This is a genomic window from Cellulomonas sp. P4_A2 (assembly GCF_056402515.1).
Window position 1 is genome coordinate 53,806 of record NZ_JBFUHG010000003.1, and the last position, 25,941, is coordinate 79,746.

Here is a 25,941-nt window from a genome sequence, read left to right on the forward strand (position 1 = left end):
AAGTCAATCAGTGTGCGAGGATCGTCCCGTGACGGAGAACGAGGCGGAGGTCGACGCCGACGCACGCGCGCTGGCCAGCACGCTGCGCCTGCGGATCCTGCGCCTGTGCCTCGACGAGCCGATGACCAACAGGGAGATCGCGGCACGCCTCGACCGCAACCCGGCGACGATCCTGCACCACGTCCGCACACTCGCCGACCGTGGCTTCCTGGCCGCCCAGCCGGCGCGCCGCGGCACCCGGGGGTCGCGCGAGGTGCCGTACCTCGCCACCCGGAAGTCGTGGCGGACACCGGGCGCCCTCAAGTCGTCGCGGGTGCTCATCGACACGTTCCTCGAGGAGGTCGCCCTCGTCGACCCGGGCGAGATCGTGGCCACCCGGCTCGGCCTGCGGCTCGACGAGGCGGGGCACACCGAGCTCGTCGACCGGGTGCGGGCCCTGTTCGAGGAGTTCGCGAGCCGCCCCCCGACGCCGGACGGGACGGCCTACTCGGTCTTCTACGCCCTGCACGAGGACGTGACCCGCAACGAGGCCACCGGCTGATCAGTACCGGATGGCGTCGATCACCCTCACCCGCACGGCGAAGCTCGCGGGGATGATCCCCGCCAGCGCACCGACCGCGGTCGCGCAGAGCATGCCCACCACCGCGGCCGAGACCGGGAACGGGGGCATGTCCTGGATCCCGCCGCCGAACAGCTTCTCCACCGGGATGTTCTTGACGATCGCCACCGACAGCGTCACCCCGACGAGCCCGGCGACGAACGTCGCGACGACCGACTCGAGCAGCACCCCGAAGAACACGCGGCCCGAGGTCGCACCGAACGATCGCCGGATGCCGATCTCGCGGATCCGGTAGCGCACGGTCACCAGGGCGATGTTCACGAGCCCGAGCCCGCCCAGCAGCAGGGCCATGCCGCCGATGCCGATGCCCACCCACTTCGCCGCCCGGTCGAGACCGCCGTTGCCGTAGTCGTTGTCCTGGACGTCGACCTGCCAGCCGGGCGCGACGGTCTGCATGTCCTGCTTGATGCGGGCCGTCAGGTCGCGCGCCTGGTCGGTGGGCACCCAGAGGTACATGGTCGGGACCTGCTGGTTCATCGACGCCTGCATCGACCCGGCGGCCGGGGCGGCGCCGCCCGACTGGATGCCGGAGCCGTCGTCGCCGATCCACCGGTGGTACTGGTCGTACAGGACCATCGCGGTCGGTTCGGCGCCCGGCCAGTCGTCGGCCAGCACCCCGACGATCGTGGTGGTCACCGGGGCGCGGTCGCCCATCTCGACGGTGGGGTGGCTGGACAGGTCCGCGACGCCGATGGCCGTGAGGAACGACTGGTTCACGACGAGGGTCGGCCCGAAGGCCGTCTCGTCGGTCTCCGTGAACCAGCGCCCGGTCGTCGGCACGATGCGGTTGATGGTGCCGAGGTCGGTGTCGACGGTGCGGATCTGGACGGCCCGCTTGCCGTCCGCCATCCGCATCGGCACCTGGAGCCACGCGTCCCGGCTCGCGTAGGTGATCGAGTAGCGGTCGAGCAGCTCACCGAACGCGTCGTCCCAGTCGGTCGGCGCGGCGGCCGCCTGGTCCACCGGGTAGGCGCTGACCATGAGCGTCACCAGGCGCCCGTTCTGGCGGTCGGTCTGCTCCTGGGTGGCCTGCTTGAGCATCGCGATGACGGCCGTGACGCTCGTGATCGCCGTGACGGCGCACGCGACGCCGATCAGCGCGAGCAGCACCCGCAGCTTGTGGATCCGCAGCTCGTCCCAGGCCTCGACGATCGCCCCGACGATGCCCGTCATCCGTGGAGCCCACCCTCGGCTAGCGGGAGGGCCGGCTCCGGCAGCCGGCGCTCGACCGCCTTCGACCGGTTCGCGACGACGTCGCCGACCCAGTCGGAGTCGGTGTCCAGCCGGATGGGCACGAGGACCCCGTCGCTGAGCCGGAACTGACGCTCGGCGCGGGAGGCGACGGCGAGGTCGTGCGTGATGGTGACGAGCGCGGCGCCGGTCTGGGACGCGATCTCGTCGAGAAGGTCCATGACCGAGCCGCCCGTCTCCACGTCCAGCGCGCCGGTCGGCTCGTCGGCGAGGATCACGCGCGGACCCCGCACGAGCGCGCGGGCGATGGCCACGCGCTGCTGCTCGCCGCCCGAGAGCTTGTCGGGCATGGTGTCGACGCGGTCGCCCAGGCCGACGCGCTCGAGCATCTGCGTGGCCAGTCGCCGGCGGTTCCAGAACTGCTTCCCCCGGGCGTACATCAGGGGAGCGGCGACGTTCTCCAGCGCGGTCCGGCCCGGCAGGAGGTTGAACTGCTGGAAGACGAACCCGAAGTCCCGCCCTCGTCGTCGGGTGCGCGTGCGGTTCGAGAGGCGTCCGATGGGCACGCCCTCGAGCAGGTACTCGCCCGTGGTCGGCGCGTCCAGCAGGCCGAGGATGTTGAGGAGCGTCGACTTGCCGGTGCCGGAACGTCCGACCACGGCCACGTGCTCGCCCGCGTCGACCGAGACGGTGACCCCCTGCAGGATGTGCAGCATCCGGTCGTCGGGAAGCCGGACGGACCGCGTCACGTCCGTGAGCTCGAGGAGGCTCATCCGCCGCACACCGCCGGGTCGTAGCTCAGGTTGCAGTCCACCGGGAGGCCCGCGCCGCCCGGCACGGGGATGAACTGGAGCACGGTGTCACCCGCGGCCAGACCGTCGGTGACCTGCACGACCTTGCCGTCGGTCAGCCCGAGCGTGACGGCCTTCTTCTCGTTCTCGCCGTCCGTGCCGACGAGCCACACGTTGCCGGTCTGGACCGTGCCCTGCACGGCCGAGATCGGGACGACGACGGCGCCCTCGACCGATCCGTTCGTGATCTCCACCGTCGCGCCGAGCCCGGCGAAGGCCGTGACGCCGGCGGGGATGGCGCAGGAGACGGTGCCGCTGGGCGACGGCGCCCCCGTCCCGGCCTGGTCGGGGTCGCCGGTCGTGGTCGCGGGGGCGGCCCCGACCCGCAGGCCCGTGCAGTCGAAGGGGGCCGGGCCGCCGTTGAGCGTGACGCTGGCCTGCGTCGGCGCCCCGACCAGGCGGTACTGCTGGTCGGGGGTCAGCGTGCCGCTCACCGACAGCGTGCCCGGGGCGACGGTCGCGACCTGCACGCCGACCGAGACCTCCTGGTCCTTGAGCGTCGGCAGCGTCAGCGTGCCCGCGACCGGCGACTTCACGACGACGGTCTCGACCTTGGGCTTGCGCTCGGTCGTCGTCGTCTCGCCGGTCTCGGCGTTGGTCGTCACGACCGGGTCCTGCGGGGTCTCCTTGCGGATCTCCAGGACGGGAGTGCCGACCGCGACGACGGCGCCGTCGGTGGTGAGGAGCCTGCTGACCTTCCCGGCGAGCGTGGCCTTGACGACGACGGCCGGGTCCGCCACCACGGAGGCCTGGATGGTGACGGCGTTCGTCACGGTGGCCGTCTCCACCTGCACCGTGGGCTCCGCCGACGCGCCGGTGGGCTGCAGCGAGGTGTCCACGCCTCCGACGTCCGCACCCGTGAAGGCGATCTTCACGAGGGCGACGGCGATCACCGCCCAGATGACCAGGCGGATGATCGGGAAGACGATCCGGCGGGTGACTCCCACGGTAGGACTCCTCGCGTCGAGTGGCTCGTGCGTGCGCGTCGGGGTCTGCCCCCGGGTCGGTGCTGGTGGAACGCTGGCTGACCGTAGCGAGGTCCACCGGGGCGTCGGATCCGCCCCGGGGATGATCTCGGCGACAACCGCGCGACAGACACTACTGCGCGATACGCGATACCGCGCACGACACGCCACCAGCTCGCGTGGCGCGGGCCTCAGGCTGCGGGGGCCTGCGCGGTCGCGACGAGGAACGCGGGAGCGCGCAGCCCGGCGTCGGCGAAGGCGTCCGCCACGGCCTGCGCCACCTGGCCGACGCCGTCCGCCGCGACGAGGGCGATCGCGGAGCCGCCGAAGCCGCCCCCGGTCATCCGGGCGCCGAGAGCGCCGGCCTGCACGGCGGTGCTGACCACGAGGTCGAGCTCGCGGCAGGACACCTCGTAGTCGTCCCGCAGCGAGGCGTGCGACGCGTTCATGAGCGGGCCGACCTCACCGACCTCGCCCGAGTCGAGGAGGGCGACGAACCACGTCACGCGGTCGATCTCGGTCACGACGTGCCGGACGCGGCGCACCTGGACCTCGTCGTCGAGCTTGTCCAGCGCCCACTCCAGGCCGCGCGGGTCGGTGGTGATCTCGCGCAACGTCTCGACGCCGAGGTGGGCCGCCGCGGCCTCGCAGGACGCGCGGCGGGCAGCGTACTGGCCGTCCACGAGCGCGTGCTCCGCGCGGGTGTCGACGACGAGCAGCGCGAGCCCCTGCGCGGCGAGGTCGAACGGCACGTGCCGCACGGAGCCGTCGAGGCAGTCGAGCAGCAGCGCGTGGCCGGCCCGGGCCCGCAGCGACGCCGCCTGGTCCATGCCGCCGGTCGGGGCGCCCGCGATCTCGTTCTCGGCGCGAACGCAGAGCTCCGCGAGCCGCGCACGGCCCGCGTCGTCGTCGGCACCGGCCAGACCGAGCCCGAACACGGCGTCGAGCGCGACCGCGACCGAGGCCTCCAGCGACGCGGACGACGAGAGCCCGGCGCCGTACGGGACGCACGAGTCGACGGCGACGTCGAAGCCGCCGACCGCGAGGCCGGCCTCTCGCATCGCCCACGCGACGCCGACGACGTAGCCGATCCAGCCCTCCACGGTGCCCGGTGCCACGTCGCCGAGCGTGACCTCGCGGTGCCCGGAGGGCTCCTGCGCGGACACGAGCCGGACCACGTCGTCGTCGCGACGCCGCAGGGCGACGTACGCGCGGTGGGGGAGCGCGATGGGCAAGCACAGGCCGCCGTTGTAGTCGGTGTGCTCGCCGATCAGGTTGACCCGGCCGGGAGCCGACCAGGTGCCGTCGGGCGCACCGTCACCGAACCGTGCCTCGAAGAGGCTCCTGGCTCGCTCGGCGCCTTGCTCGGGCGTCCACGGCTCGACCCAGGTCACGACTGCGTTCACGCGATCTCCTGCAGGCGGGCGGCGATCCGCTCGGGGGTCGTGTCGCTGATCCAGGCGCCGACGCCCGACTCGACGCCCGCGAGGTACTTGAGCTTGCCGGGCGCGCGCAGCACCGAGAACAGCTGCAGGTGCAGACGGGAGACGTCGCGGCCGTCGCCGACGGGCGCCTGGTGCCAGCCGGAGATGTACGGCAGCGGGATCGCCTCGCCGTCGGGACCCACGAAGAACCGGTCGAGCCGCTGCAGCAGCGACAGGTACACGGACGCCAGGTCCTCGCGCTCGTCGTCCGTGAGCGACGGGAGGTCGGGAACGTCTCGACGAGGGGCCAGGTGCACCTCGACGGGCCAGCGCGCGGCGAACGGCACGTAGGCCACCCAGTGCTCCGACTCGATGACGATGCGCTCGCCGTGCTCGAGCTCGGCGTCCAGCACGTCCCGTCCGAGCAGGCGGCCGGTGCGCGAGTGGTAGGCGCGGGCCTCCGTGAGCATCGCCTGGGTGCGCGGGGTGACGTACGGGAACGCGTAGATCTGCCCGTGCGGGTGGTGCAGCGTGACGCCGATCTCCTTGCCGCGATTCTCGAAGATGAACACCTGCTCGATGCCGGGCAGGGCGTTGAGCGCCGCGGTCCGCTGCGTCCACGCCTCGACGATCGTGCGCATGCGCCGCGGTCCGACGGTGCTCAGGGACGCGGTCGGGTCCGACGAGAAGCAGATGACCTCGCAGCGGCCGGCGGCCGGGCGCACGGTCCACAGCGGCTCGTGCGAGCGCAGGGTGGGAGCGTCGGGCACGCCGGGAACGGCGAGCAGCGACGGGAACCGGTTCTCGAACACGACGACGTCGTAGTCCTCCGCCGGGATCTCGCCGTCCTGGTAGACCGCCCCGGGCTTGGCGGGGGCCAGCGGGTTGGCGTCGGCCGGCGGGAGGAACGTGCGGTTCATCCGGTGGGCCGCCATGGGGATCCACTCGCCTGTCAGCGGGTCGCGACGCAGCTCGGGCCCCGTGACGGGGGTCGCGACACCGTCGGGACCGACGACCGGCGCGAAGCGGTCCGGCAGCGGCCTCGGGTCGTCGAGGCGACGGGTCTTCGTGCCGGAGACGTACGGCTCGCTGTCGTCGAAGTAGAGCAGCTCACGACCATCGGCGAGGCGGGTGGGGGTCAGGCGGACGGGCAGGGTGCGCGCGTCGGGCATCGTCACGTGGTGGCTCCAGGGTGCGGGGCGGTCGGGGAGCTGTGGGGTCCCACGGTGACGAGGCGGAGCTGGGTGGCTCCTCCCGTCAGCTGCCGACGGGCGTCGGAGGGAAGGGAGTCGTCGCTGATCACGGTGTCCACGTCGTCGAGCGGGACGATGCGGGCCAGGCCCACCGCACCCCACTTCGTGTGGTCCGCCAGGACGGTGGTGACCGCGGCGCACGACATGAGCGCGCGGTCGGTGGCGGCTTCCGCCAGGTTCGGGGTGGTCAGGCCCGCGGCGTCGAAGCCGTGCACGCCGAGATACGTGCGGTCGACGCGCAGGCTGGCCAGCGTGGCGTCCGCGACGGGACCGACGAGGGCGTCCGACGGCGTGCGCACGCCACCCGTGAGGATGACCTGCACGCCCGTGGCACTGTGCAGCACGTCCGCGATCCGCAGGCCGTTGGTCACGACCGTGAGCGGCCGCAGCGTGGGGTCCGAGGCGATGAGCTCGGCCAGGAGGTACGTCGTGGTGCCGGCGGACAGGGCGATGGCCTGCCCGGGCTCGATCGTGCCGAGCGCCGCCTGCGCGATGACGGTCTTCTCGGCACTGGCCCAGCCGCGCTTGGCGTCGAAGCCTGGTTCGTCGGTGGGCCGACCGGGTGCGTCGGGCGCGACGGCACCGCCGTGGACGCGACGGACGAGGCCGGCGCGGGCGAGCTCGGCGATGTCCCGACGGACGGTCATGTCCGAGACGTCGAGGCTCTCTACCAGGTCCGCTACGCGGGCAGCCCCGTGTGCACGGACGGCAGCAAGGATGCGCTCCTGGCGCTGACTGGCGAGCATATGAACATCGTCACACAGGTTCGAACAGACTCCAACGAGCATTCCGAGTACGTCACCGGACGAGCGGGTGATTTTTCACCGCGCAGCCGGAGACAACCCCAGTGACCGCCCTGCCAGGCCACGACGTCGTGCTGCAAGGGACCGCGCCACGCCGCGCAGGACCTCCGCCGCCGGCGAGTCTGGTTCGGACAGTACCACCGGGTAACCCCCGTCTCCGGCCTCCCTCAGACGCACGTCCAGCGGGACCTGTCCGAGCAGGGGGACGTCGCTGCCGGTGAGGGTCGAGAGGTTGTCCGCGACGCGCTGTCCGCCGCCTGACCCGAACAGCTCGAGCCGCGACCCGTCGGGCTGGGCCAGCCAGGACATGTTCTCCACCACGCCGACCACGTTCTGCCGGGTCTGCAGGGCGATCGAGCCCGCGCGCTCGGCCACCTCGGCGGCCGCCAGCTGCGGGGTGGTGACCACCACGAGCTCCGAGCTCGGCAGCAGCTGGGCCACGGAGATGGCGATGTCGCCGGTGCCGGGCGGAAGGTCGAGCAGGAGCACGTCGAGGTCGCCCCAGAACACGTCCGCCAGGAACTGCTGGAGCGCACGGTGCAGCATCGGTCCGCGCCAGACGACCGGCTGTCCCGCCGGGACGAACATGCCGATGGAGACCACCGACACCCCGAACGCCTCGGGCGGGAGGAGCATGTCGTCGACGCGGGTGGGCTGGCGCGTCACGCCGAGCATCCGGGGGATCGAGAAGCCGTAGATGTCGGCGTCGACGATGCCGACCTTCAGGCCGTCGGCTGCCATCGCGACCGCCAGGTTGGCCGTGACCGAGGACTTGCCCACGCCACCCTTGCCGGACGCGATGGCGAAGACCTTGGTGAGCGACTGCGGCTGCGCGAACGGGATGACCGGCTCCCCGCCCGGGCCGCGCAGGAGGGTGCGCAGGTCGGCCCGCTGCTCCGCGGACATCACGCCGAACACGACGTCCACCGTGCCGACGCCGTCGACGGTCGCCGTCGCCGCGGTCACGTCCCTGGTCAGGGTGTCCTTGAGCGGGCAGCCGGGCGTGGTCAGGTCGATGCCGACGCGCACGTGAGCGGCGCCCGGCCGGCCGCCGGCCAGCTCGATCGACCGGACCATGCCCAGGTCGGTGATCGGCCGCTTGATCTCCGGGTCCAGCACGCCGGCCAGGGCGGCACGGATCGCGTCGGTCAGCGGGTCGGTCAGATCGGGCATGTCTCCATCGTAGGTGGCGCGGCTCGGCGTCCCGGCCGCGCTATGGGCGCTGGGCGCGACGCCCCTTCTTCGGTTCCTTGGGCGACGAGTCCGCCTCGGCGTCCTTGTCGCCGTCGCGCTCGGCCGCCATGTCCTCGAGCAGCGCGCGCAGCTCCGAGCGGACGAAGTCGCGGGTGGCCACCTCGGACAGCGCGATGCGCAGCGCGGCCATCTCCCGGGCGAGGAACTCGGTGTCGGCCAGGTTGCGCTCGGAGCGCTGGCGGTCCTGCTCGGCCTGCACGCGGTCGCGGTCGGTCTGCCGGTTCTGCGCGAGCAGGATGAGGGGCGCGGCGTAGGACGCCTGCAGCGACAGGACGAGGGTCAGGGCGGTGAACCCGCGGGCGGCGGAGTCGAACTGCGGCCGGTCGGGTCCGATGTCGACGTTCCACAGGATCCAGGCGATGCAGAAGATGCTCAGCCAGATGATGAACCGCGGCGTGCCCAGGAACCGCGCGATGCTCTCCGAGATCTTGCCCGAGGCGTCCTCGTCGATCTGCGGGCGGCGGATCAGGACGCGGCGCGTGGACCGTGGGGTGTCGAGACGCTCAGGCACGCGACACCCCCAGCTGGCCCTCGTCGTCGGTCTCGCGCCAGTCCTCGGGCAGCAGGTGGTCGAGGACGTCGTCGACCGAGACCACGCCGAGCAGGCGCTTCTCGGCGTCGACGACCGGCAGCGCGAGCAGGTTGTACGTCGCCAGCTGGCGAGTCACCGCGAGCAGCGGGGCGTCCACGGGCAGGGCGTCGATGTCGGTGTCGATGATCGAGCCGATCGACTCGTGCGGCGGTTCGCGCAGCAGCCGCTGGAGGTGCACGACGCCGATGAACCGGCCCGTCGGAGTCTCGAGCGGGGGGCGCGCGACGAACACCATGGACGCGAGCGCGGGCGTGAGGTCCTGCCGGCGGACGTGCGCGAGGGCGGCCGCGATCGGCGTCTCCGGGCCCAGGATCACGGGCTCGGTGGTCATCAGCCCGCCCGCGGTGTTGTCCTCGTACGCCAGCAGGCGCCGGACATCCTTGGCCTCCTCGGGCTCCATCAGCTCGAGCAGCTCGGCCTGCTGGTCGTCCGGCAGCTCGTTGAGCAGGTCGGCGGCGTCGTCGGGCTGCATGGCCTCCAGGACGTCGGCGGCGCGCGTGCGAGCAAGGCCCTGCAGGATGCCGACCTGGTCGTCCTCGGGCAGCTCCTCGAGCACGTCGGCGAGCCGCTCGTTGTCCAGCGCGCTGGCCACCTCGAGGCGTCGGGTCAGGCCGAGGTCGTGCAGCACGTCCGCGAGGTCGGCGGGCTTGAGGTCCTCGTACTGCGCAAGCATCAGCTCGGCGCCCTGGGCCGCGGTCGCCTGGGCGAGCCCCGTGACCTCGTCGATGGAGATGAGCAGCGTCTCGCCGCGGCGGCGCAGGATGCCCGGCCGACCCGAGGGACGGCGCCGGACGAAGAGCTTGGAGATCACCCAGTCGCCGTTGCGCTGCAGCTCGATCGCCACGTCCTCGATGCTCGCGACACCGGTCCCGTCGACGAACTCGACCGTCCGGTCCAGCAGCTCACCGACCGCGAGGGTCTCGAACGCGCGCTGCTCGAAACGGCGCATGTTCACCAGGCCGGTCGAGATGACCTGCCCGGAGTCGATCGACGTCACGCGGGTCAGCGGCAGGAACACGCGGCGCCGGCTGCCGACCTCGACGACGAGGCCGACGGCTCTGGGCGCTCCCTTGGGGCGCACCAGCACGACGACGTCGCGCACCCGTCCCACCTGGTCTCCGAGGGGGTCGAACACGCTCGTCCCGGCAAGGCGCGCGACGAAGACCCTGGTCCCGACGCTGCTCACGCCGGTCAGCCTAGACCGCGCCCCCGGGCACGCCCGACACCGACGCCGGGTGTTCGGTCGACGGCCACCGGGTGGTCTCCCGGACGACCGCTGGGAGAGGATGACGGCATGTCGTACTCCGGCTCGGCCCGCGCACCACGCAACCCGACGCAACCGCAGGGTGAGACCGTGGCCGCCTACGGCACCTACCTCGAGGCGCAGCGCGCCGTCGTGCACCTCGCGGACAAGGACTTCCCGGTGCAGCTCGTCACGATCGTCGGCACCGACCTGCGGATGGTCGAGCGCGTCACGGGCCGGCTGTCCTACCCGCGGGCCGCCCTCGGCGGCTTCCTCACCGGCGCGTGGCTCGGTCTGTTCGTCGGGCTGCTGCTCACGCTCTTCTCGACGGACGGGACGAGCACCCCGATCGTGTCGGCGATCCTCATCGGCGGCGCGTTCGGGATGCTCTTCTCGGTCGTCACCTACTCGGTCACGCGTCGGCGCCGCGACTTCACGTCGACCAGCCAGATCGTCGCGTCGTCGTACGCGGTGCTGTGCCGGGCGGAGCAGGCGAACAAGGCTCGCAACCTGCTGCGCGAGATCGGCGGCGTGCAGTCCGGCTGGCCGGCGCGTCCCGTCGTCGCTCCGGCGGTCACCACCACATCGTCGACGGGTCCGTCGGCTGCGTACCCGCCTGCCGAGCCCGTGGCGCCGCCGGTCGAGGACGAGCCGACCGCACCACCCGCTCCGCCGAGCGGACAGCCTTCGCCGCCGCCCGCGCCCTGACCCGCGCGGCCCGACGCTCCGCCGACGTGGGCGGAGGGTCGATCGTGGGCGCGTCGGGCAGGGCGCTGCGCATGTCCTGGTGCGCGATCCTCGAGAACAGCAGAGCGGACAGTCCTTCCATCGTGCGCCTCCCGGTGCTCGCGGGACGTGGATCGTCCCGGCGCAGGGGTGACGCGCGACGCGCGGTCGGCTCGACTACTCGCTGCGAAGTCCTGCCATCCAGGCCTCGACCGCGTCGGGGTCGCGGGGGAGCGCCGCGGACAGGTTCTCGTTGCCGTTCGCGGTGATGAGCACGTCGTCCTCGATGCGCACCCCGATGCCGCGGTACTCCTGCGGCACCAGCAGGTCGTCGGACTTGAAGTAGAGGCCCGGCTCGATGGTGAACACCATGCCCGGCTCCAGCACGCCGTCGAGGTACAGCTCGGCCCGCGCCTGCGCGCAGTCGTGCACGTCGAGGCCGAGGTGGTGGCTGGTGCCGTGCACCATCCAGCGGCGGTGGTGCTGGTTCTCGGGCAGCAGCGACTCCTCGGCGGAGACCGGCAGCAGGCCCCACTCCGAGAGGCGCTCGGCGATCACGCGCATCGCGGCGGCGTGCACGTCGCGGAACTTGGCGCCCGGGACGGCGGCCTCGAACCCCGCGTCGGCGGCGTCCAGCACGGCCTGGTAGACCCGTCGCTGCACCTCGGTGAAGGTGCCGTCGATCGGCAGCGTCCGCGTGATGTCGGCGGTGTACAGGGAGTCGACCTCGACGCCCGCGTCGATGAGCACGAGCTCGCCCTCGCGCACCTGGCCGTCGTTGTCGGTCCAGTGCAGCGTCGTCGCGTGCTCGCCCGCGGCGGCGATCGTCTCGTAGCCGACGGCGTTGCCCTCCTGGCGTGCGTGCCCGACGAACGTCCCCTCGATCACGCGCTCGCCGCGCTGGTGCGCGATGGCGGCCGGCAGCGTTCGCACGACCTTCTCGAAGCCCTCGATGGTCGTCGCGACGGCCAGCCGCATCTGCTCGACCTCGTGCACGTCCTTGACCAGCCGCAGCTCGGAGAGGGCCTCGGCCAGCACCTCGTCGCGGACACCGGCCTGCTCCGCCGCTCGGATGTCCTCGACGACCGCCTCGATGGCCTCGTCGACGTCGGGGACGATGCGCAGCTGGACGCCGTCCTCGCCGACGTCCTTGGCGAGCGCGTCGCGCAGGTCGTCGACGTGGGCGGTCCGCACGCCCGTGAGCGTCTCGATGTCCTCGAGGGTCGGACGCGCGCCCACCCAGAACTCGCCGTAGCGGCTGTCCGAGAAGAACTCCTCGGTGTCGCGCCCGGCCAGGGGGCGGATGTAGAGGACGGCCTCGTGCCCGCTGCCGTCGTCGCCCGAGCCGTCCTCGACCGGGTGCAGCACGAGCACCGCGTCGGGCTCCTGCTCCACGCCCAGGCCGGTCAGGTGCGCGAAGGCGGAGTGCGGACGGAACCGGTAGTCGGTGTCGTTGGAGCGGACCTTGAACGTGCCAGCGGGGATCACCAGACGCTCGCCGGGGAACCGGCTCGAGATCTCGGAGCGCCGGGCGGCGGTCGAGTCCGCCGCGGGGCCGCGCGTCACCGTCGAGGCGGGTCGCTCACCCCAGCCCGAGGTGATGAAGCGGAGGAACTCCGCGGACGACGGCCGCTGCGACCTGTTGGTACCGCGGTCCGCCAGGGGCTGTTCGGTGGAGGTCTCCTCGCTCATGGGCCACATCCTCCCACCGCAGACCCACCGCTACCGTGGGGGTCGTGCGCATCGACCTCCACACCCACTCGACCGCGTCCGACGGCAAGGACGCTCCCGCGGAGGTGATCGCCGCCGCGGCCGCTGCGGGGCTCGACGTCGTCGCGCTGACGGACCACGACACCACGGCCGGCTGGGACGAGGCGTCGGACTCCGCCCGGCGGCACGGGATCGACCTCGTGCTCGGGACCGAGGTCTCCGCCCGCGCGCACGGCATCAGCATCCACCTGCTCTCCTACCTGCAGGACCCCACCGACCGCGCGCTGACGGTGGAGCTCGACAGGACCCGCGAGGCGCGCGTGAGCCGGGCGCGGGCGATCGTCGAGCTGCTCGCCGAGGACTTCCCGATCACCTGGGAGGACGTCATGGAGCAGTCGCAGGACGCCGTCGTCATCGGCCGCCCGCACATCGCCGACGCCCTCGTCGCGCTCGGGATCGTGCCCGACCGGGACGCCGCGTTCGCCCGCCTGCTGCGCGCCGACGGCCCGTACCACGTGCCGCACTACGCCCCCGCCGGGGTCGACGCCGTGCGCGCGATCCGCGCCTCGGGCGGGGTGCCCGTCTTCGCGCACCCGGGCGCGGACGCCCGCGGCGAGGTGGTCCCGGACGCGGTGTTCGACGCGCTCGCGGCCGCAGGGCTGGCCGGCCTCGAGGTCGACCACCGCGACCACAGCCCCGCGCAGCGCTCCCGCCTCACCGCGATCGCCCAACGGCTCGGGCTGTTCGTGACCGGGTCCAGCGACTACCACGGTTCCGGCAAGGTCAACCGGCTCGGGGAGAACCTCACCGACCCGTCCGTCCTGTCGCAGATCGAGGACCTGGGCACGACGAAGGTCGTCCGCCCGTGAGCAGCGTGATCGACCTCCAGCTGTTCGGGTCGGTGTTCATCACGCTGTTCGTGATCATGGACCCGCCCGGCACCGTGCCGATCTTCCTCGGCCTGACCGCGGCGATGACCCGCGCGCAGCGCAACCGCGCCGCGCGGCAGGCAGTTCTCGTCGCGCTCGGCGTGATCGTGGCGTTCGCGCTGTTCGGGCAGAAGCTGCTCGACTACCTGCACATCACCCTGCCCGCCCTGCAGGCGTCCGGCGGCCTCCTGCTCCTGCTCGTCGCCATGGAGCTGCTCACCGGGAAGATGGAGCAGCCGCAGCCCGCCGGGGACGGCAAGGTCAACGTCGCGCTCGTCCCGCTGGGCACCCCGCTGCTGGCCGGGCCTGGCGCCATCGTCGCGACCATGGTGTTCGTGCAGCAGTCCGACCAGACCGCAGCCGACTGGGTCGCGATCGCGCTGGGCGTCCTCGCCGTGCACGTCTGCCTCTACCTGGCCATGCGGTTCGCCAACGTGATCCACCGCGTGCTCGGCGACGGCGGCACCATCCTGGTCACCCGGATCGCCGGCCTGCTGCTCGCCGCGATCGCCGTCCAGCTCATCGCGAACGCGGTGGAGGCCTTCATCAAGGCCGCGTAGGTCCCTGGGCGACGACGAAAAGGGCACGCACTCCGTGGGGAGTGCGTGCCCTTCGTGGTGCTGGTGTCAGGCGTCCGTCGAGGGAGCCGGTGCGGCGCTCTCCGTACCTGTGCCGGTGCTCGCGCCCGTGCTCGCGCCGCTGCGCGTGCGACGACGGTTGCGGCTGCGGCGTGCTCCGGTGCTCGTGCCCGGCTCGCCGCTCGGGCCGTCGGCCGTGATGTTCGCTGCCGCATCGGGAGCCGACGTGTTCGTCGTCGAGCCCTCGCCGCCCTGCCCGCGACCGCGGCCGCCGCGACGGCGGCTGCGGCCTTCGCGCGACTCGCTGCTCTCGCCGGCCGTGCCCTCGGACGCGTGCGGGGCGCTGCTGCGCGGAGCAGACGAGCCGGAGCCACCCGAGCGCGGTGCGCCGGAGCCACCCTGGCGGGAGCCGCCGGAGCGCTGGTCGGGACGGGCGCCACCGCTCGCCTTGCTGTGCTTGCCGGTCTCGCCCAGGTCCTCGAGCTTCTCCGCACCCAGGCCCTCGCGGGTCTGCTGCGCCTTGGGCAGGCGGCCCTTGGTGCCCTCGGGGATGTCGAGGTCGGTGAACAGGTGGGCCGAGCTGGAGTACGTCTCGATCGGCTCGGGGATGCCCAGGCCGAGCGCCTTGTCGATCAGGCCCCAGCGGGGGATGTCGTCCCAGTCGACGAACGTGACGGCCGTGCCCTTGGCGCCCGCGCGGCCGGTGCGGCCGGTGCGATGCAGGTAGGTCTTCTCGTCCTCGGGGCACTGGTAGTTGATGACGTGCGTGACGGCCTCGACGTCGATGCCGCGGGCGGCCACGTCGGTGGCGACCAGCACGTCGACCTTGCCGTGGCGGAACGCGCGCAGCGCCTGCTCGCGGGCACCCTGGCCGAGGTCGCCGTGCAGCGCACCGGCGGCGAAGCCGCGCTCGATGAGGTCGTCGGCCACCTTGGCGGCGGTGCGCTTGGTGCGCGCGAAGACGATCGTCAGGCCGCGGCCGCGGGCCTGGAGGATGCGGGCGAGGAGCTCGACCTTGTCCAGGGCGTGCGCGCGGTAGACGACCTGCTTGATGTTCTTGACCGTCTGGCCGTCGTCGTCGGGGTCCGCGGCACGGATGTGGGTCGGCTGCGTCATGTAGCGGCGGGCCATCGCGACCACGGCGCCCGGCATGGTGGCCGAGAAGAGCATGGTGTGGCGGCTGGCCGGGGTGGCGCTGAGCAGCGTCTCGACGTCGGGCAGGAAGCCCAGGTCGAGCATCTCGTCGGCCTCGTCGAGCACGACAGCCTTGACCCGCGAGAGGTCGAGGTGACGCTGCTTGAGCAGGTCGATCATGCGGCCCGGGGTGCCGACGACGACGTCGACGCCCGCGTTGAGCGCGGCGATCTGCGGCTCGTACGCGCGGCCGCCGTAGACCTGCAGAACGCGGACCGCGCGGCGCGAGCTCATCGTCGCGAGGTCGCCGGCCACCTGCACCGCGAGCTCACGGGTGGGGACGACGACGAGGGCCTGCGGCTTGCCGGGCTCGGCCAGCTGCTCGTAGCCCTCCTCGCCGGGGGCGATCACGCGGTGCAGCATCGGGACGCCGAAGCCGAGGGTCTTGCCGGTGCCGGTCTTGGCCTGGCCGATGATGTCGTGGCCGGACAGCGCCACGGGCAGGGTCATCGCCTGGATCGGGAACGGGTGCGTGATCCCGGCGTCGGCGAGCGCCTGCACGATCTCGGGGCGCACGTCGAAGTCCGCGAAGGAGGCCTCGACGGCCTGCACGGAGGACCAGGTGTTCTTGAGGGGCCGCGTCATCGGCTCGGCCAGGGCTGAGATCTGGTCGGGCGTGTCGCCGGGCGTGGTCGGGTTGGTGTCGGTCGTCGTCACGAAGGCTCTTCACTGCGAAGGGTGGTGACCCGCGCGCTGCCGGGATGGCGACAGACCGACAGAAGTTCGACGGATGTCCGTCGGAGTCTCGTCGGATCGTTCCCGGGCGACAGCGGAGCTCACCACGCGATGTGGCCGGCAGCCGATCGTGAAAGGCGACTCGCGAGCGTCTTCCGGCCGAGGCCGGGGCTGAGCGAGGTGGGTCAGACTCAGGTGAACGAGACGACCGGGCAACCGAATTACCGTGCCAGTCTATCTGACGGGTCCGCGCCCCGGGCCCACGTCGCACCGACCCGCCGCACGCCCACGCGTGTCGTCCACGACCGGACTACGATCCTCGGATGACCACCACCCCCTCGCGACCGGACAGCGCCGCCCTGCGCAGCGACGGGACGAGTGCGCTGGAGCAGGCGGACGCGATCGAGCTGCTCGGCCTCGTCGCCCAGCTCGAGCACGTCGCCTTCGGGCGGCTCGCCGCCGACGCGGCCCTCGCGCCGACCATCGAGCAGCGGCTCGAGCTCAGCAGGTTCGCCGCCGGAGCCGTCGAGCGCCGGGACCGGATCCTGGCCCGCATCGTCGAGATCGGTGGCGACCCCGTCGAGGCCGTGCGGCAGTACGACCACGTGCTCGACGACTTCGACGCCCGCACCCAGCCCAGCACCTGGTGGGAGCGGCTGCTCAAGGCCTACGTCGGGTACGGCGTGGCCGACGACTTCTGCCGGCTGGCCGCCGAGGGGCTCGACGAGGGGTCGCGCGCGATCGTCCTCGAGGTCCTCGACGACGCCTCGCACGCCGAGCTGGCCGTCGCCGAGCTCGACGCGGCCGGTTCCGCGGACGGTGTGCTGACCGCGCGGCTGGCCCTGTGGGGTCGGCGGCTGGTCGGCGAGGCGCTCGGTGTGGTGCAGCGGCTGCTCGTCCAGCGCCCCGCCCTGGTGCGGCTCGTCGCGCTCGGCTCGGCGCGGACCCCGGCCGAAGGCGGGCCGGCCGACGGCGCACCGACGAAGCTCTTCAGCGAGCTCACCGCGCAGCACACCCGCCGCATGGCGCGGCTCGGGCTCACCGCCTGACCCCTTCTCGCGGACGCACGAGAGCCCCGGACGTCTCGTCGTCCGGGGCTCTCGTCCTGCGGGTCAGCTGTTGGCGAAGCCGACGCGGCCCTTCTGCTCCGAGCCGATCTCGACGTATCCCAGGCTCGCGACCGGCACGATGATCCGGCGACCGCGAACGTCCGTGAGCTCGAGCGTCGGCCGACCGCTGAGTGCCGCCGCGACGACCGCGCCGATCTCGTCGGCCGTCTGGTCCGACTCGAGGCTGATCTCGCGGGGTGAGTTCTGCACGCCGATGGTGATCTCCACCGTCATCTCTTCCACGTCCTTACTCAAGCGGTCCGTTGCCCTTCGACCGATGGGCCGGGGCACATCGTCCGATCCTAGGCGTCCTCGTAGACGAAGTCGGGCCGGATCAGCGCCGACACCCCGCCCCAGGCCAGCTGCGTGACGAGCTCGACGGTGCGTTCGGGCGCCACGTCGTCGGGCTTGCGGAGGCGATGCGTCGCGGCGCCCTGCGCCATCGCGATCAGCGAGACGGCCAGCAGACCTGCGTCCTCGAGCGACAGGGCTGTGACCTCGGACAACACGGTCGTGATGCGCAGGGCCGCCTGCGAGGAGGCGTGCTCGACGCGGGCGCGCACGTCGGCGTCGTGCGTCACGTCGGACTCGAAGAGCAGCACGGACGCCTCTCCTGCGCCCTCGACGAACATGACGTACGCGCGCACGATCGCCGCGATGACGTCGCGCCCGTCGCCCCGGCGGACCGGTCCCTGCTCGATCCCGGCGACGGCTGCGTCGACGGCGACGAGCAGGTCGGTGCCGCGCAGGTCGACGACGGCGAGGTAGAGGTCGAGCTTGGACGGGAAGTGGCGGTACAGCACCGGCTTGCTGACCTCGGCGCGCTCGGCGATGTCGTCCATGGAGACGTGGTGGTAGCCCTCGGTGGAGAAGAGCTCCTGGGCGATGCGGAGCACCTGCGCACGGCGCTCGTCTCGAGCCATCCGCGGACTGCGCGGACGAGGGGTGGAATCGTCTGTCCCGGCCGTCATCCCGTGATGGTAGCGACGTGATGTGTCAACGATGCGACGATGTGCGGTGTGACAATCCCCGGCAAAAGCCGGAAAGCCGACAGCACGAGGCGCCCGCACCGGCCGCCGCGCCACCGTGGTGTGCCTCTGCACCGTCGCGGCGCCCTCGTCCTGGCCGTCGCGCTCGGGCTCGTCGCAGGCGCCGGGAGCGCGTTCGCGGCGTCGAACGATCCTCGCGCGGCCGGGCTCTTCGGGGTGCCGACGAGCACCGCGACGACCGCGGCCGACGAGCTCGGAGCCGTGACGCCGGACGGCGACCTGCTCGACCGGACCGGGCTGCAGAGCCGCACCGCCGGGGACCGGCCGTTCGGCGTGCCCGACCCGGTCGTGGCGCCATCGTCGGCGCCGCCGGTCGTGGACCCCGTGCCGAGCGTGACGGCCCTGCCGCCGGGCCTGACGGCCGCGGACGTCTCCGCGGGTCTGCTCTCGGCGGTGGTGCCCGAGGTCGCGGAGGGCACGTTCGTCGTCGTCCCCGGCAGCGACCCGGGGCCGGGTGTCGGTGCGGTGCGGACCGTGCGCGTAGAGGTGGAGGCCGGGCTGGCGGTGGACGGGTCCGCGTTCGCCGCGACGGTCATGGCCACGCTCAACGATCCGCGCGGCTGGGGCGGGGACGGGTCGATGTCGTTCGCGCGCACCGACGGCGACGCCGAGCTGCGCGTCCTGCTCGCCTCGCCGGAGACGGTCGACGACCTCTGCGCCCCGCTGCGAACGGACGGCGAGGTCTCCTGCGGCCGGGCCGGGCACGCGGCGCTCAACCTGCGGCGGTGGGTGGAGGCGACGCAGGAGTACGCGGCCGACAAGACCCTCTACCGCCAGTACCTGGTGAACCACGAGGTCGGGCACCTGCTCGGGCACCAGCACGAGCGCTGCGGGGGTGCCGGGCAGATCGCCCCGGTCATGCAGCAGCAGTCCTACAAGGTCGCGCCGTGCGTCCCGAACGCGTGGCCGTTTCCCTGAGCGTCCGCTAGTTCTTCGCCCGATCCACCGTTCGTCGCGGGTCCTGCACGAGCCTGTCGGTGGCTCGTGATGGACTCGTCTGCGTGACCACCGCGACGCCCGCCCTGCGCCTCGTGCGCCCGGCGTTCGCCGACGTCCCGTCCTCCGGGCCGGGGTCGCTGGTCCAGCTCGACACCGACCAGGCCGCCGTCGTGGCGGCCGTCGCCCGCGGGGCCGATCCGGCGCTCCTGGTGCTCGGTGCCCCGGGCACCGGCAAGACCACGGTGGCGGTCGAGGCCGTCGTCGCGGCGGTCGACGCCGGGCTCGACCCGCACGACGTGCTCGTGGTCGCCGCGAGCCGGCGCGCCGCGGCCGACCTGCGCGACCGGCTCTCGGCCCGCCTGCGCGCGACGTCCGGACGCCCGCTGGTGCAGACCGCCGCGGCGGCCGCGTTCTCCGTGCTGCGGGCGCGCGCCTCCCTGCTCGGGGAGCCGCCCCCCACGCTGGTCTCCGGCGCCGAGCAGGACCTGATGCTGGGCGAGCTGCTGGCCGGGCACGCGGCCGGCGACGGCGTCCCGCTCGCGTGGCCCGCCGAGGTGCGGCCCGACGTCCTCGGGCTGCGCCCGTTCCGCGACGAGCTGCGGGACCTGCTGATGCGCGCCGCCGAGCGCGGGGTGCGGCCCGCGGACCTCGCCGAGCTCGGCGACCTGCACCGGCGGCCGTCGTGGGTGAGCGCGGCGCGGCTCTACGAGGAGTACCTGGACATCGTCGAGCTGCGCACCGGGACGCCGGACCTGGGCGCGCGGCTCGACCCGGCGGTCGTCGTCGACGAGGCCGCGCAGGCGCTCGTCACCTGGGAGGACGAGGTCCCCGGGGCGGTCCGGCCGCGCTGGAGCCTGGTCGTGGTGGACGACTACCAGGAGAGCACCTCGGCGACCGCCCGGTTCGTCGGGGCGCTCGCCGACGACCGCGCCCGCGTGGTCCTGCTGGCCGACCCCGATGCCGCGGTGCAGACCTTCCGCGGTGCCACGCCGTCCCTGGTCGGTCGCGCGGTCGTCACAGGATCGGGCCCCGGCGAGCTCGGCGCGCGCACCACCACCCTGCGGACCGTCTGGCGGCACGACGGCCCGATGCGGCGGGTGGTCGAGCGGATCACCGAGCGCATCGGGACGGTCGGCGTCGTCCGGCACCGGCTGGCGACCGCGGTGGGTCAGGCGGGCACCGGCGCGCGCGTGGCGCTGCTGCCGAGCACCGCGCAGGAGGCGGCCTACGTCGCGCACGCGCTGCGCACCGCCCACATCGAGCAGAACGTGCCGTGGGCGCAGATGGTGGTCGTCGCACCGACCGGCGCGCAGGTCACGACGCTGCGGCGCGCGCTCGCCGGGGCGGCGGTGCCCGTGAGCGTGCTCGGCAGCGACGTCCCCCTGCGGGACGAGCCGGCCGTCGCGCCGCTCCTGGACGCCATGCGTGTGTGCGTCGGGGCCGTGGAGCTGGACGCGGGAACCGCAGCGCGCCTGGCGTGCTCGCCGCTCGGCGGGCTGGACGCGGTCGGGCTGCGGCGCGTACGCCGCGCCCTGCGAGCGCACGAGATCGCCTCCGGCGGCGGCCGGGCCAGCGACGTGCTCCTGGTGGAGGCGCTCGGCGGCCAGACCGCCGACGAGCTGCCGCTCGCGGCCCGCCAGCTCGTCCGCCTCGCCCGGGTCCTCGACGCCGGCAGGGCCGCGGCCGCGCGTGCCGACGCCGACGCGCAGACCGTCCTGTGGGCGCTGTGGGCCGCCGCCGACCAGGCCGAGAGCTGGCGCAGGTCCGCGCTCGCCGGCGGCGCGGCGGGGGAGCGGGCCGATCGCGACCTCGACGCGGTGCTCGCGGTCTTCCGCGCGGCCGAGACGTTCGTGGACCGGATGCCGCGCTCGACCCCGGCGGCGTTCGTCGACTGGCTCCAGGCGCAGGACCTGCCGTCCGACTCGCTCGCCGCCCGCGCCCGGCGGGCCGCCGTTCAGGTGCTCACGCCGGCCGGTGCTGCCGGCCGGGAGTGGGAGGTCGTCGTCGTCGCCGGGGTGCAGGACGGCACCTGGCCGGACCTGCGCCKGCGCGACTCCCTGCTCGGCGCGCAGGCGCTGGTGGACATCGTCGCCGGTCGCGCCGGCACGGTCTCCGACCCGGGCCGCGAGGCCGCCGAGGCACGGCAGGCGGTGCTCGCCGACGAGCTGCGGACGTTCGCCGTCGCCTGCTCGCGCGCCCGCACGTCCCTGCTCGTGACGGCGGTCGACGACGTCGACCACCAGCCGTCGCTGTTCGTCGAGCTGGTCGAGCCGAACGACGAGGACGTCGACCCGCGCCGGACGAGCGCGCCGGCGCCGCTGGACCTGCGCGGCCTGGTCGCCCAGCTGCGTGCCCACCTCGAACAGGCCGCCCTCGACGGTGTCGACCCCGACCCGGCGGCGGCGCGGACCCTGGCCCGGCTGGCCGCCGAGGGTGTCGCGGGTGCCGACCCCGGGGAGTGGCTGGGACTCGCCGCCCCGTCGAGCGACGCCCCGCTGTGGGCGCAGGACGAACGGGTGCCGGTCTCGCCGTCCAAGGTCGAGACCGCGCAACGGTGTGCGCTGCGCTGGGCCCTGGAGGCTGCGGGCGGCACCGCGTCGGCGAGCGGTGGGCAGAACCTCGGCACGCTGCTGCACGCGATCGCGCAGGAGCACCCGCAGGGCACGCACGCGGAGCTCTCGGCCGCGCTCGACCGCCGCTGGGGCGAGCTCGGCCTGGGCACGGGCTGGCCGGCGATGGCGACGCGTCGCCGCGCGGACGCGATGGTCCAGCGCCTGGCGGGCTACCTGCGCACCGCGGGCGAGCCCCTGCTGGTCGAGGGCGCGTTCTCCCTCGAGACGGACCGGGCCACCCTGCGCGGCAGTGTCGACCGCGTCGAGCAGGCCGACGACGGCGCGGTGCGGGTGGTCGACCTGAAGACCGGCGCGAGCCCGCCGAGCGTGGCCAAGGCGGTCGAGAACCCGCAGCTCGGCGCCTACCAGCTCGCGGTGGACGCCGGAGCGTTCGCGGACCTGCCGCACGGGGCGACGAGCGGCGGCGCGCAGCTGGTCTACCTGGGCACGGGCGTCTCGGCCACCACCCGTGTGCAGCCGGCCCTCGGCCCGGAGACCGACGGGCCCAGCTGGGCGCGCGTCATGGTGGACCAGGTCGCGGACAAGATGGCCGCCTCCACGTTCGAGGCGACCGCGAACGACCTCTGCGACCGGTGCCCGGTCCGCCGCTCGTGCCCGGTGCGCGGCGAGGGCGGACAGGTGGTCGCATGACGAGCGTCCTGACGGAGCAGCCCGTGCCGCACCCGCACCCGGCCCCGGTCCTGTCCGCCGCCCAGATCGCGGAGCTCGTCGGCCAGCCTGCGCCGACCGACGAGCAGCGCCGCATCATCGAGGCGCCGCTGGCCCCGTCCCTCGTGGTCGCGGGAGCGGGGTCGGGCAAGACGGAGACGATGGCGGCCCGCGTGGTCTGGCTGCTGGCCAACGGCGTGGTGCAGCCCGACCAGGTGCTCGGCCTCACGTTCACGCGCAAGGCCGCCGGCGAGCTGGCCGAGCGGGTGCGCAAGCGCCTGCGGACGCTCTCGCGCGCTGCGGCGGCCCAGGGGGTCGAGCTGGCGGACGTCGGCTCGGGGGACGCCCTCGTGGGCCTGGCCCGGCCGACGATCTCCACCTACAACTCCTACGCGGCCTCGCTGGTCGCCGACCACGCCCTGCGGCTCGGCCTGGACCCGTCGGCCCGCCTGCTCGGCGAGGCCGCCCAGTGGCAGCTGGCCGCCGACGTGGTCGAGGCGTGGGGCGACGACCTCGACACGGACGCGGCGACCTCGACGGTCATCGAGGCGGTGCTCACGCTCTCGGGTGCCCTCGACGAGCACCTGCTCGAGCCATCCGCGGCGCGCGACGGCATCGAGGACATCATCGAGGCGCTGCTCGCGACGCCCGCTGGGACGCCGGCGCGCGAGCCCTACGCCGAGATCAAGAAGCTGCTCCGGTCGCTGGGCGAGCGCGTCCGCGTGGTCGAGCTCGTCGCGGAGTACCGCCGACGCAAGCGCGCCGCCGACGCCATCGACTTCGGCGACCAGGTCGCGCTCGCGGCACGGCTGGCCCTCGACGTCCCGGAGGTCGGCGCAGGTGAGCGCACCCGGTTCCGGGTGGTGCTGCTGGACGAGTACCAGGACACCTCGTACGCCCAGCTGACCCTGCTCGGAGCGCTGTTCGGCGACGGCCACCCGGTGACCGCCGTCGGCGACCCGCACCAGTCGATCTACGGCTGGCGGGGCGCCAGCGCGGGCGGCCTCGAGGGCTTCCCGACGCAGTTCCCGCAGGTCCACGACGACGGGACCCGCACCCCGGCCGACGTCCACCAGCTCTCGACGTCGTGGCGCAACGACGCCCGCATCCTCGCTGCCGCGAACCACGTCGCGGGTCCGCTGCGCGCGGCCAGCACGCGGGTCGAGGTGCCGGTGCTCACGTCGAGGCCAGGAGCGGGCGACGGTCGGGTGCACGGGTACGTGGCCGCGACGGTCGAGGACGAGGCGAGCGCGGTCGCGACGTTCGTCGCCGAGCGGTGGCGGCCGGCCGTGAACGGCGCGGGACGCGTGAGCGCCGCGGTGCTGTGCCGCAAGCGGTCGCAGTTCGAGCCGCTGCGTCGCGCGCTGCGGGCCCGTGGCCTGCCGGTCGAGGTCGTGGGGCTCGGCGGGCTCCTGTCCGCCCCCGAGGTGGTGGACCTGGTCGCCGTGCTGCAGGCCGCGCACGACCCGTCGCGCGGCGACGCCCTCATGCGCCTGCTCACGGGTGCGCGCACCGCGCTGGGCGCGTCCGACCTGCACGCCCTGGCGGCCTGGGCCGGCGAGCTCGCCGCCCGGCACACGGGGGTGTCGCGGTCGGAACGCGTCACGACCGGCGACACCCCGGCGGTCGACGGGTCGGTCGTCGTCGAGGCCGACGCGGTGGACGAGCGCAGCATCGTCGACGCGCTGGACGCGATCGGGGAGCTGCCGGCCGCCGGGTGGACGAGCCGTAGCGGGCGGACGCTCAGCGCGACCGGCCGGGCGCGGCTGGTCGAGCTCGCAGCACTGCTCCGGGTCGTGCGGTCGCACACCTATCTGTCGGTGCCCGAGCTCGTCGCCGAGGCCGAGCGGCTGCTGGGGCTGGACATCGAGGTCGCCGCCCGCGCGGGCACGACTCCGGGCCGCGCCAGGGCCCAGCTCGACGCGTTCCGCGACGTCGCCGCCGACTTCGCGCGCTCGGCCGACCACCCCAACCTCGGGGGCTTCCTCGCGTGGCTGGAGGCGGCCGAGGCGAAGGAGCACGGGCTGGACATGCCCGTCGCGGAGCCCGACCCGGATGCGGTCCAGCTGATCACGGTGCACGCGGCCAAGGGGCTCGAGTGGGACGTCGTCGCGGTCGCGGGACTGGTGGACGGCGGCCTGCCCGCGACGGCGACGCAGGGCAAGGAGGGCCCGAAGGACTCCGCCTGGCTGACCGGGCTCGGCTCGCTGCCGTACCCGCTGCGCGGCGACCGCCACGACCTTCCGACCTTCGACCTCACGGGCGCGGCCGACCCGAAGGACCTCGAGGAGCGTCGCAAGGACTTCGTGCTCCGCGCCGGCGACCACCAGGTGGCCGAGGAGCGGCGGCTCGCCTACGTCGCCCTGACGCGCGCGCGCACCGACCTCTTCCTCACCGCGGCCTGGTGGGGCGACGGGTCGCGCCCGCGCAAGGTGTCGACGTTCCTGCACGAGCTGGCGGAGGTCGGGCTGGTCGAGCTCGACGCGTGGGAGAGCGCGCCGCTCGACGGCGAGGAGAACCCGCGGGGCGCTCTCGTGCTGACGGCCACGTGGCCCGCGGACCCGTTCGCGACCGACGGGGTGTCGGTGCGGCGCGCGCACGTGGAGGGCGCCGCGCAACGCGTCCGGGAGGCGATGCAGGTCCCCGACGAACCGTCGCCCGAGGCGAGCGCGGGCCACCCGTGGGAGCTGCTCGCGACGCGGCTGCTGGTCGAGCAGGAGCGCGTCCGCAGGCCGTCCGGCGAGGTCGAGGTGCCCGCGCACCTGTCGGCGTCGGCGCTCGTCCGGCTCGAGACCGACGCGGCCGAGTTCGCACGGCACCTGCGTCGGCCGGTGCCGGCGGAGCCGTCCAGCCAGGCTCGCCGCGGCACGCGGTTCCACGCGTGGGTCGAGAGCTGGTACGGCTCGGCGGCGCTCGTCGACGTCGACTCGCTGCCCGGCGCGGACGACGAGAGCGCGACGACCGACCTCGACGAGCAGGCGCTGCAGGAGGCGTTCCAGGCGTCCGAGTGGGCCAACAGGTCGCCGATCGCGATCGAGGTGGACGTCGAGACGCCCGTGGACGGCTACGTGCTGCGGTCGCGGATCGACGCGGTGTTCGCCGACCCCGCCGCCGACCGGCCCGGCGGTGTCGTCGTGGTCGACTGGAAGACCGGCGCCCCGCCGCGGGACGACGAGGCGCGTGCAGCCCGCGAGGTGCAGCTGGCCGTCTACCGGCTGGCGTGGTCGCGGTGGACCGGCATCCCGCTCGACCGGGTGCGCGCAGCCTTCTGCTACGTCGGCTCGGGCGCGACGGTCTACCCGGAACGGCTGCTCGACGAGGCGGAGATCACCGCGCTCCTGAGGTCGGCGACGACGCGCGAGGTGCCCCTCGCCCCGCGCCCCTCCCGCGCCGCGGCGCCGGGCACGAACCGCGCCGGTCGTCGCGACAACGCCCCCGCACACGCCCGGTCGGGGTGGACGGGCGGCAAGACGCGTCGACCCACGAACCAGCCGACGCTGGACCTCGACGGGCTCGTGGGCGACGGTCCCGATCGCTGACCGCGGCCGCCACCTGC

General features: G+C 73.8%; 21 protein-coding genes. 8 read left to right on the forward strand and 13 right to left on the reverse strand.

Annotation, left to right across the window (positions count from 1 at the left end; translation table 11 throughout):
* The first annotated feature begins 28 nt into the window (after positions 1–28).
* The gene (locus AC1DUE_RS04230; protein ID WP_477038150.1) at positions 29–541 is read left to right on the forward strand and encodes a helix-turn-helix domain-containing protein; all 513 of its coding nucleotides are present in this window, start codon (positions 29–31) and stop codon (positions 539–541) included.
* Here the strand turns inward: AC1DUE_RS04230 and AC1DUE_RS04235 are convergent, their stop codons facing one another.
* From AC1DUE_RS04235 to AC1DUE_RS04275, 9 genes are all read right to left on the reverse strand, one after another.
* Positions 542–1,792: an ABC transporter permease gene (locus AC1DUE_RS04235; RefSeq protein WP_477038151.1), complete on the reverse strand. Its 1,251-nt coding sequence runs from the start codon at positions 1,790–1,792 to the stop codon at positions 542–544.
* The gene (locus tag AC1DUE_RS04240; protein ID WP_477038152.1) at positions 1,789–2,583 is read right to left on the reverse strand and encodes an ABC transporter ATP-binding protein; all 795 of its coding nucleotides are present in this window, start codon (positions 2,581–2,583) and stop codon (positions 1,789–1,791) included. The genes AC1DUE_RS04235 and AC1DUE_RS04240 overlap by 4 nt, the downstream gene beginning before the upstream one ends.
* Positions 2,580–3,608, reverse strand: coding sequence for a permuted SH3 domain-containing protein (locus AC1DUE_RS04245; protein WP_477038153.1), 1,029 nt, complete (start codon positions 3,606–3,608; stop codon positions 2,580–2,582). Before AC1DUE_RS04245 ends, AC1DUE_RS04240 begins: the two co-directional genes overlap by 4 nt.
* A gap of 209 nt (positions 3,609–3,817) precedes the next feature.
* Entirely contained in the window at positions 3,818–5,032 is a 1,215-nt protein-coding gene (galK, locus tag AC1DUE_RS04250) for a galactokinase (RefSeq protein ID WP_477038154.1), read from the reverse strand.
* A complete protein-coding gene (gene galT, locus AC1DUE_RS04255; RefSeq protein ID WP_477038256.1) occupies positions 5,029–6,222 on the reverse strand; it encodes a galactose-1-phosphate uridylyltransferase in 1,194 nt (397 codons plus the stop codon). Before galT ends, galK begins: the two co-directional genes overlap by 4 nt.
* Positions 6,223–6,224: 2 nt before the next feature.
* Complete coding sequence (locus AC1DUE_RS04260) at positions 6,225–7,049, reverse strand: DeoR/GlpR family DNA-binding transcription regulator (RefSeq protein ID WP_477038155.1); 825 nt, start codon at positions 7,047–7,049, stop codon at positions 6,225–6,227.
* A gap of 75 nt (positions 7,050–7,124) precedes the next feature.
* Positions 7,125–8,279, reverse strand: a complete 1,155-nt coding sequence (locus tag AC1DUE_RS04265) for an Mrp/NBP35 family ATP-binding protein (RefSeq protein WP_477038156.1) — start codon at positions 8,277–8,279, stop codon at positions 7,125–7,127.
* A gap of 40 nt (positions 8,280–8,319) precedes the next feature.
* Positions 8,320–8,871, reverse strand: coding sequence for a DUF1003 domain-containing protein (locus AC1DUE_RS04270; RefSeq protein ID WP_477038157.1), 552 nt, complete (start codon positions 8,869–8,871; stop codon positions 8,320–8,322).
* Positions 8,864–10,138, reverse strand: coding sequence for a magnesium transporter MgtE N-terminal domain-containing protein (locus AC1DUE_RS04275; RefSeq protein ID WP_477038158.1), 1,275 nt, complete (start codon positions 10,136–10,138; stop codon positions 8,864–8,866). The genes AC1DUE_RS04270 and AC1DUE_RS04275 overlap by 8 nt, the downstream gene beginning before the upstream one ends.
* Before the next feature lie 108 nt (positions 10,139–10,246).
* Here AC1DUE_RS04275 and AC1DUE_RS04280 point away from each other — a divergent pair, with 108 nt between their 5' ends.
* Positions 10,247–10,903 (forward strand): YflT domain-containing protein, encoded by a 657-nt coding sequence (locus AC1DUE_RS04280; RefSeq protein WP_477038159.1) that lies wholly within the window; start codon positions 10,247–10,249, stop codon positions 10,901–10,903.
* A 195-nt stretch (positions 10,904–11,098) separates the two neighbouring features.
* Here AC1DUE_RS04280 and AC1DUE_RS04285 read toward each other — a convergent pair whose 3' ends face one another.
* Positions 11,099–12,613 (reverse strand): aminopeptidase P family protein, encoded by a 1,515-nt coding sequence (locus AC1DUE_RS04285; RefSeq protein ID WP_477038160.1) that lies wholly within the window; start codon positions 12,611–12,613, stop codon positions 11,099–11,101.
* 44 nt (positions 12,614–12,657) lie between these two features.
* Here AC1DUE_RS04285 and AC1DUE_RS04290 point away from each other — a divergent pair, with 44 nt between their 5' ends.
* Positions 12,658–13,500, forward strand: a complete 843-nt coding sequence (locus tag AC1DUE_RS04290) for a PHP domain-containing protein (RefSeq protein WP_477038161.1) — start codon at positions 12,658–12,660, stop codon at positions 13,498–13,500.
* Positions 13,497–14,120 carry a MarC family protein gene (locus AC1DUE_RS04295; protein WP_477038162.1) on the forward strand — a complete coding sequence of 208 codons (624 nt, stop codon included), beginning with the start codon at positions 13,497–13,499 and terminating at the stop codon, positions 14,118–14,120. The genes AC1DUE_RS04290 and AC1DUE_RS04295 overlap by 4 nt, the downstream gene beginning before the upstream one ends.
* A 66-nt stretch (positions 14,121–14,186) precedes the next feature.
* Here AC1DUE_RS04295 and AC1DUE_RS04300 read toward each other — a convergent pair whose 3' ends face one another.
* The gene (locus tag AC1DUE_RS04300) at positions 14,187–15,989 is read right to left on the reverse strand and encodes a DEAD/DEAH box helicase (protein WP_477038163.1); all 1,803 of its coding nucleotides are present in this window, start codon (positions 15,987–15,989) and stop codon (positions 14,187–14,189) included.
* A gap of 341 nt (positions 15,990–16,330) precedes the next feature.
* Here AC1DUE_RS04300 and AC1DUE_RS04305 point away from each other — a divergent pair, with 341 nt between their 5' ends.
* A complete protein-coding gene (locus AC1DUE_RS04305; RefSeq protein WP_477038164.1) occupies positions 16,331–17,056 on the forward strand; it encodes a ferritin-like fold-containing protein in 726 nt (241 codons plus the stop codon).
* A 63-nt stretch (positions 17,057–17,119) separates the two neighbouring features.
* On the opposite strand, the gene AC1DUE_RS04310 is transcribed toward AC1DUE_RS04305, so the two are convergent.
* Positions 17,120–17,344: a DUF3107 domain-containing protein gene (locus AC1DUE_RS04310; protein WP_477038257.1), complete on the reverse strand. Its 225-nt coding sequence runs from the start codon at positions 17,342–17,344 to the stop codon at positions 17,120–17,122.
* Between the two features lie 74 nt (positions 17,345–17,418).
* Entirely contained in the window at positions 17,419–18,039 is a 621-nt protein-coding gene (locus AC1DUE_RS04315) for a TetR/AcrR family transcriptional regulator (protein ID WP_477038165.1), read from the reverse strand.
* A gap of 168 nt (positions 18,040–18,207) precedes the next feature.
* Here AC1DUE_RS04315 and AC1DUE_RS04320 point away from each other — a divergent pair, with 168 nt between their 5' ends.
* From AC1DUE_RS04320 to AC1DUE_RS04330, 3 genes are all read left to right on the forward strand, one after another.
* A complete protein-coding gene (locus AC1DUE_RS04320; RefSeq protein ID WP_477038166.1) occupies positions 18,208–19,083 on the forward strand; it encodes a DUF3152 domain-containing protein in 876 nt (291 codons plus the stop codon).
* Between the two features lie 83 nt (positions 19,084–19,166).
* A complete protein-coding gene (locus AC1DUE_RS04325) occupies positions 19,167–22,367 on the forward strand; it encodes a PD-(D/E)XK nuclease family protein (protein ID WP_477038167.1) in 3,201 nt (1,066 codons plus the stop codon).
* Positions 22,364–25,924: an ATP-dependent helicase gene (locus tag AC1DUE_RS04330; protein ID WP_477038168.1), complete on the forward strand. Its 3,561-nt coding sequence runs from the start codon at positions 22,364–22,366 to the stop codon at positions 25,922–25,924. Before AC1DUE_RS04325 ends, AC1DUE_RS04330 begins: the two co-directional genes overlap by 4 nt.
* The last annotated feature ends 17 nt before the right edge of the window (positions 25,925–25,941 follow it).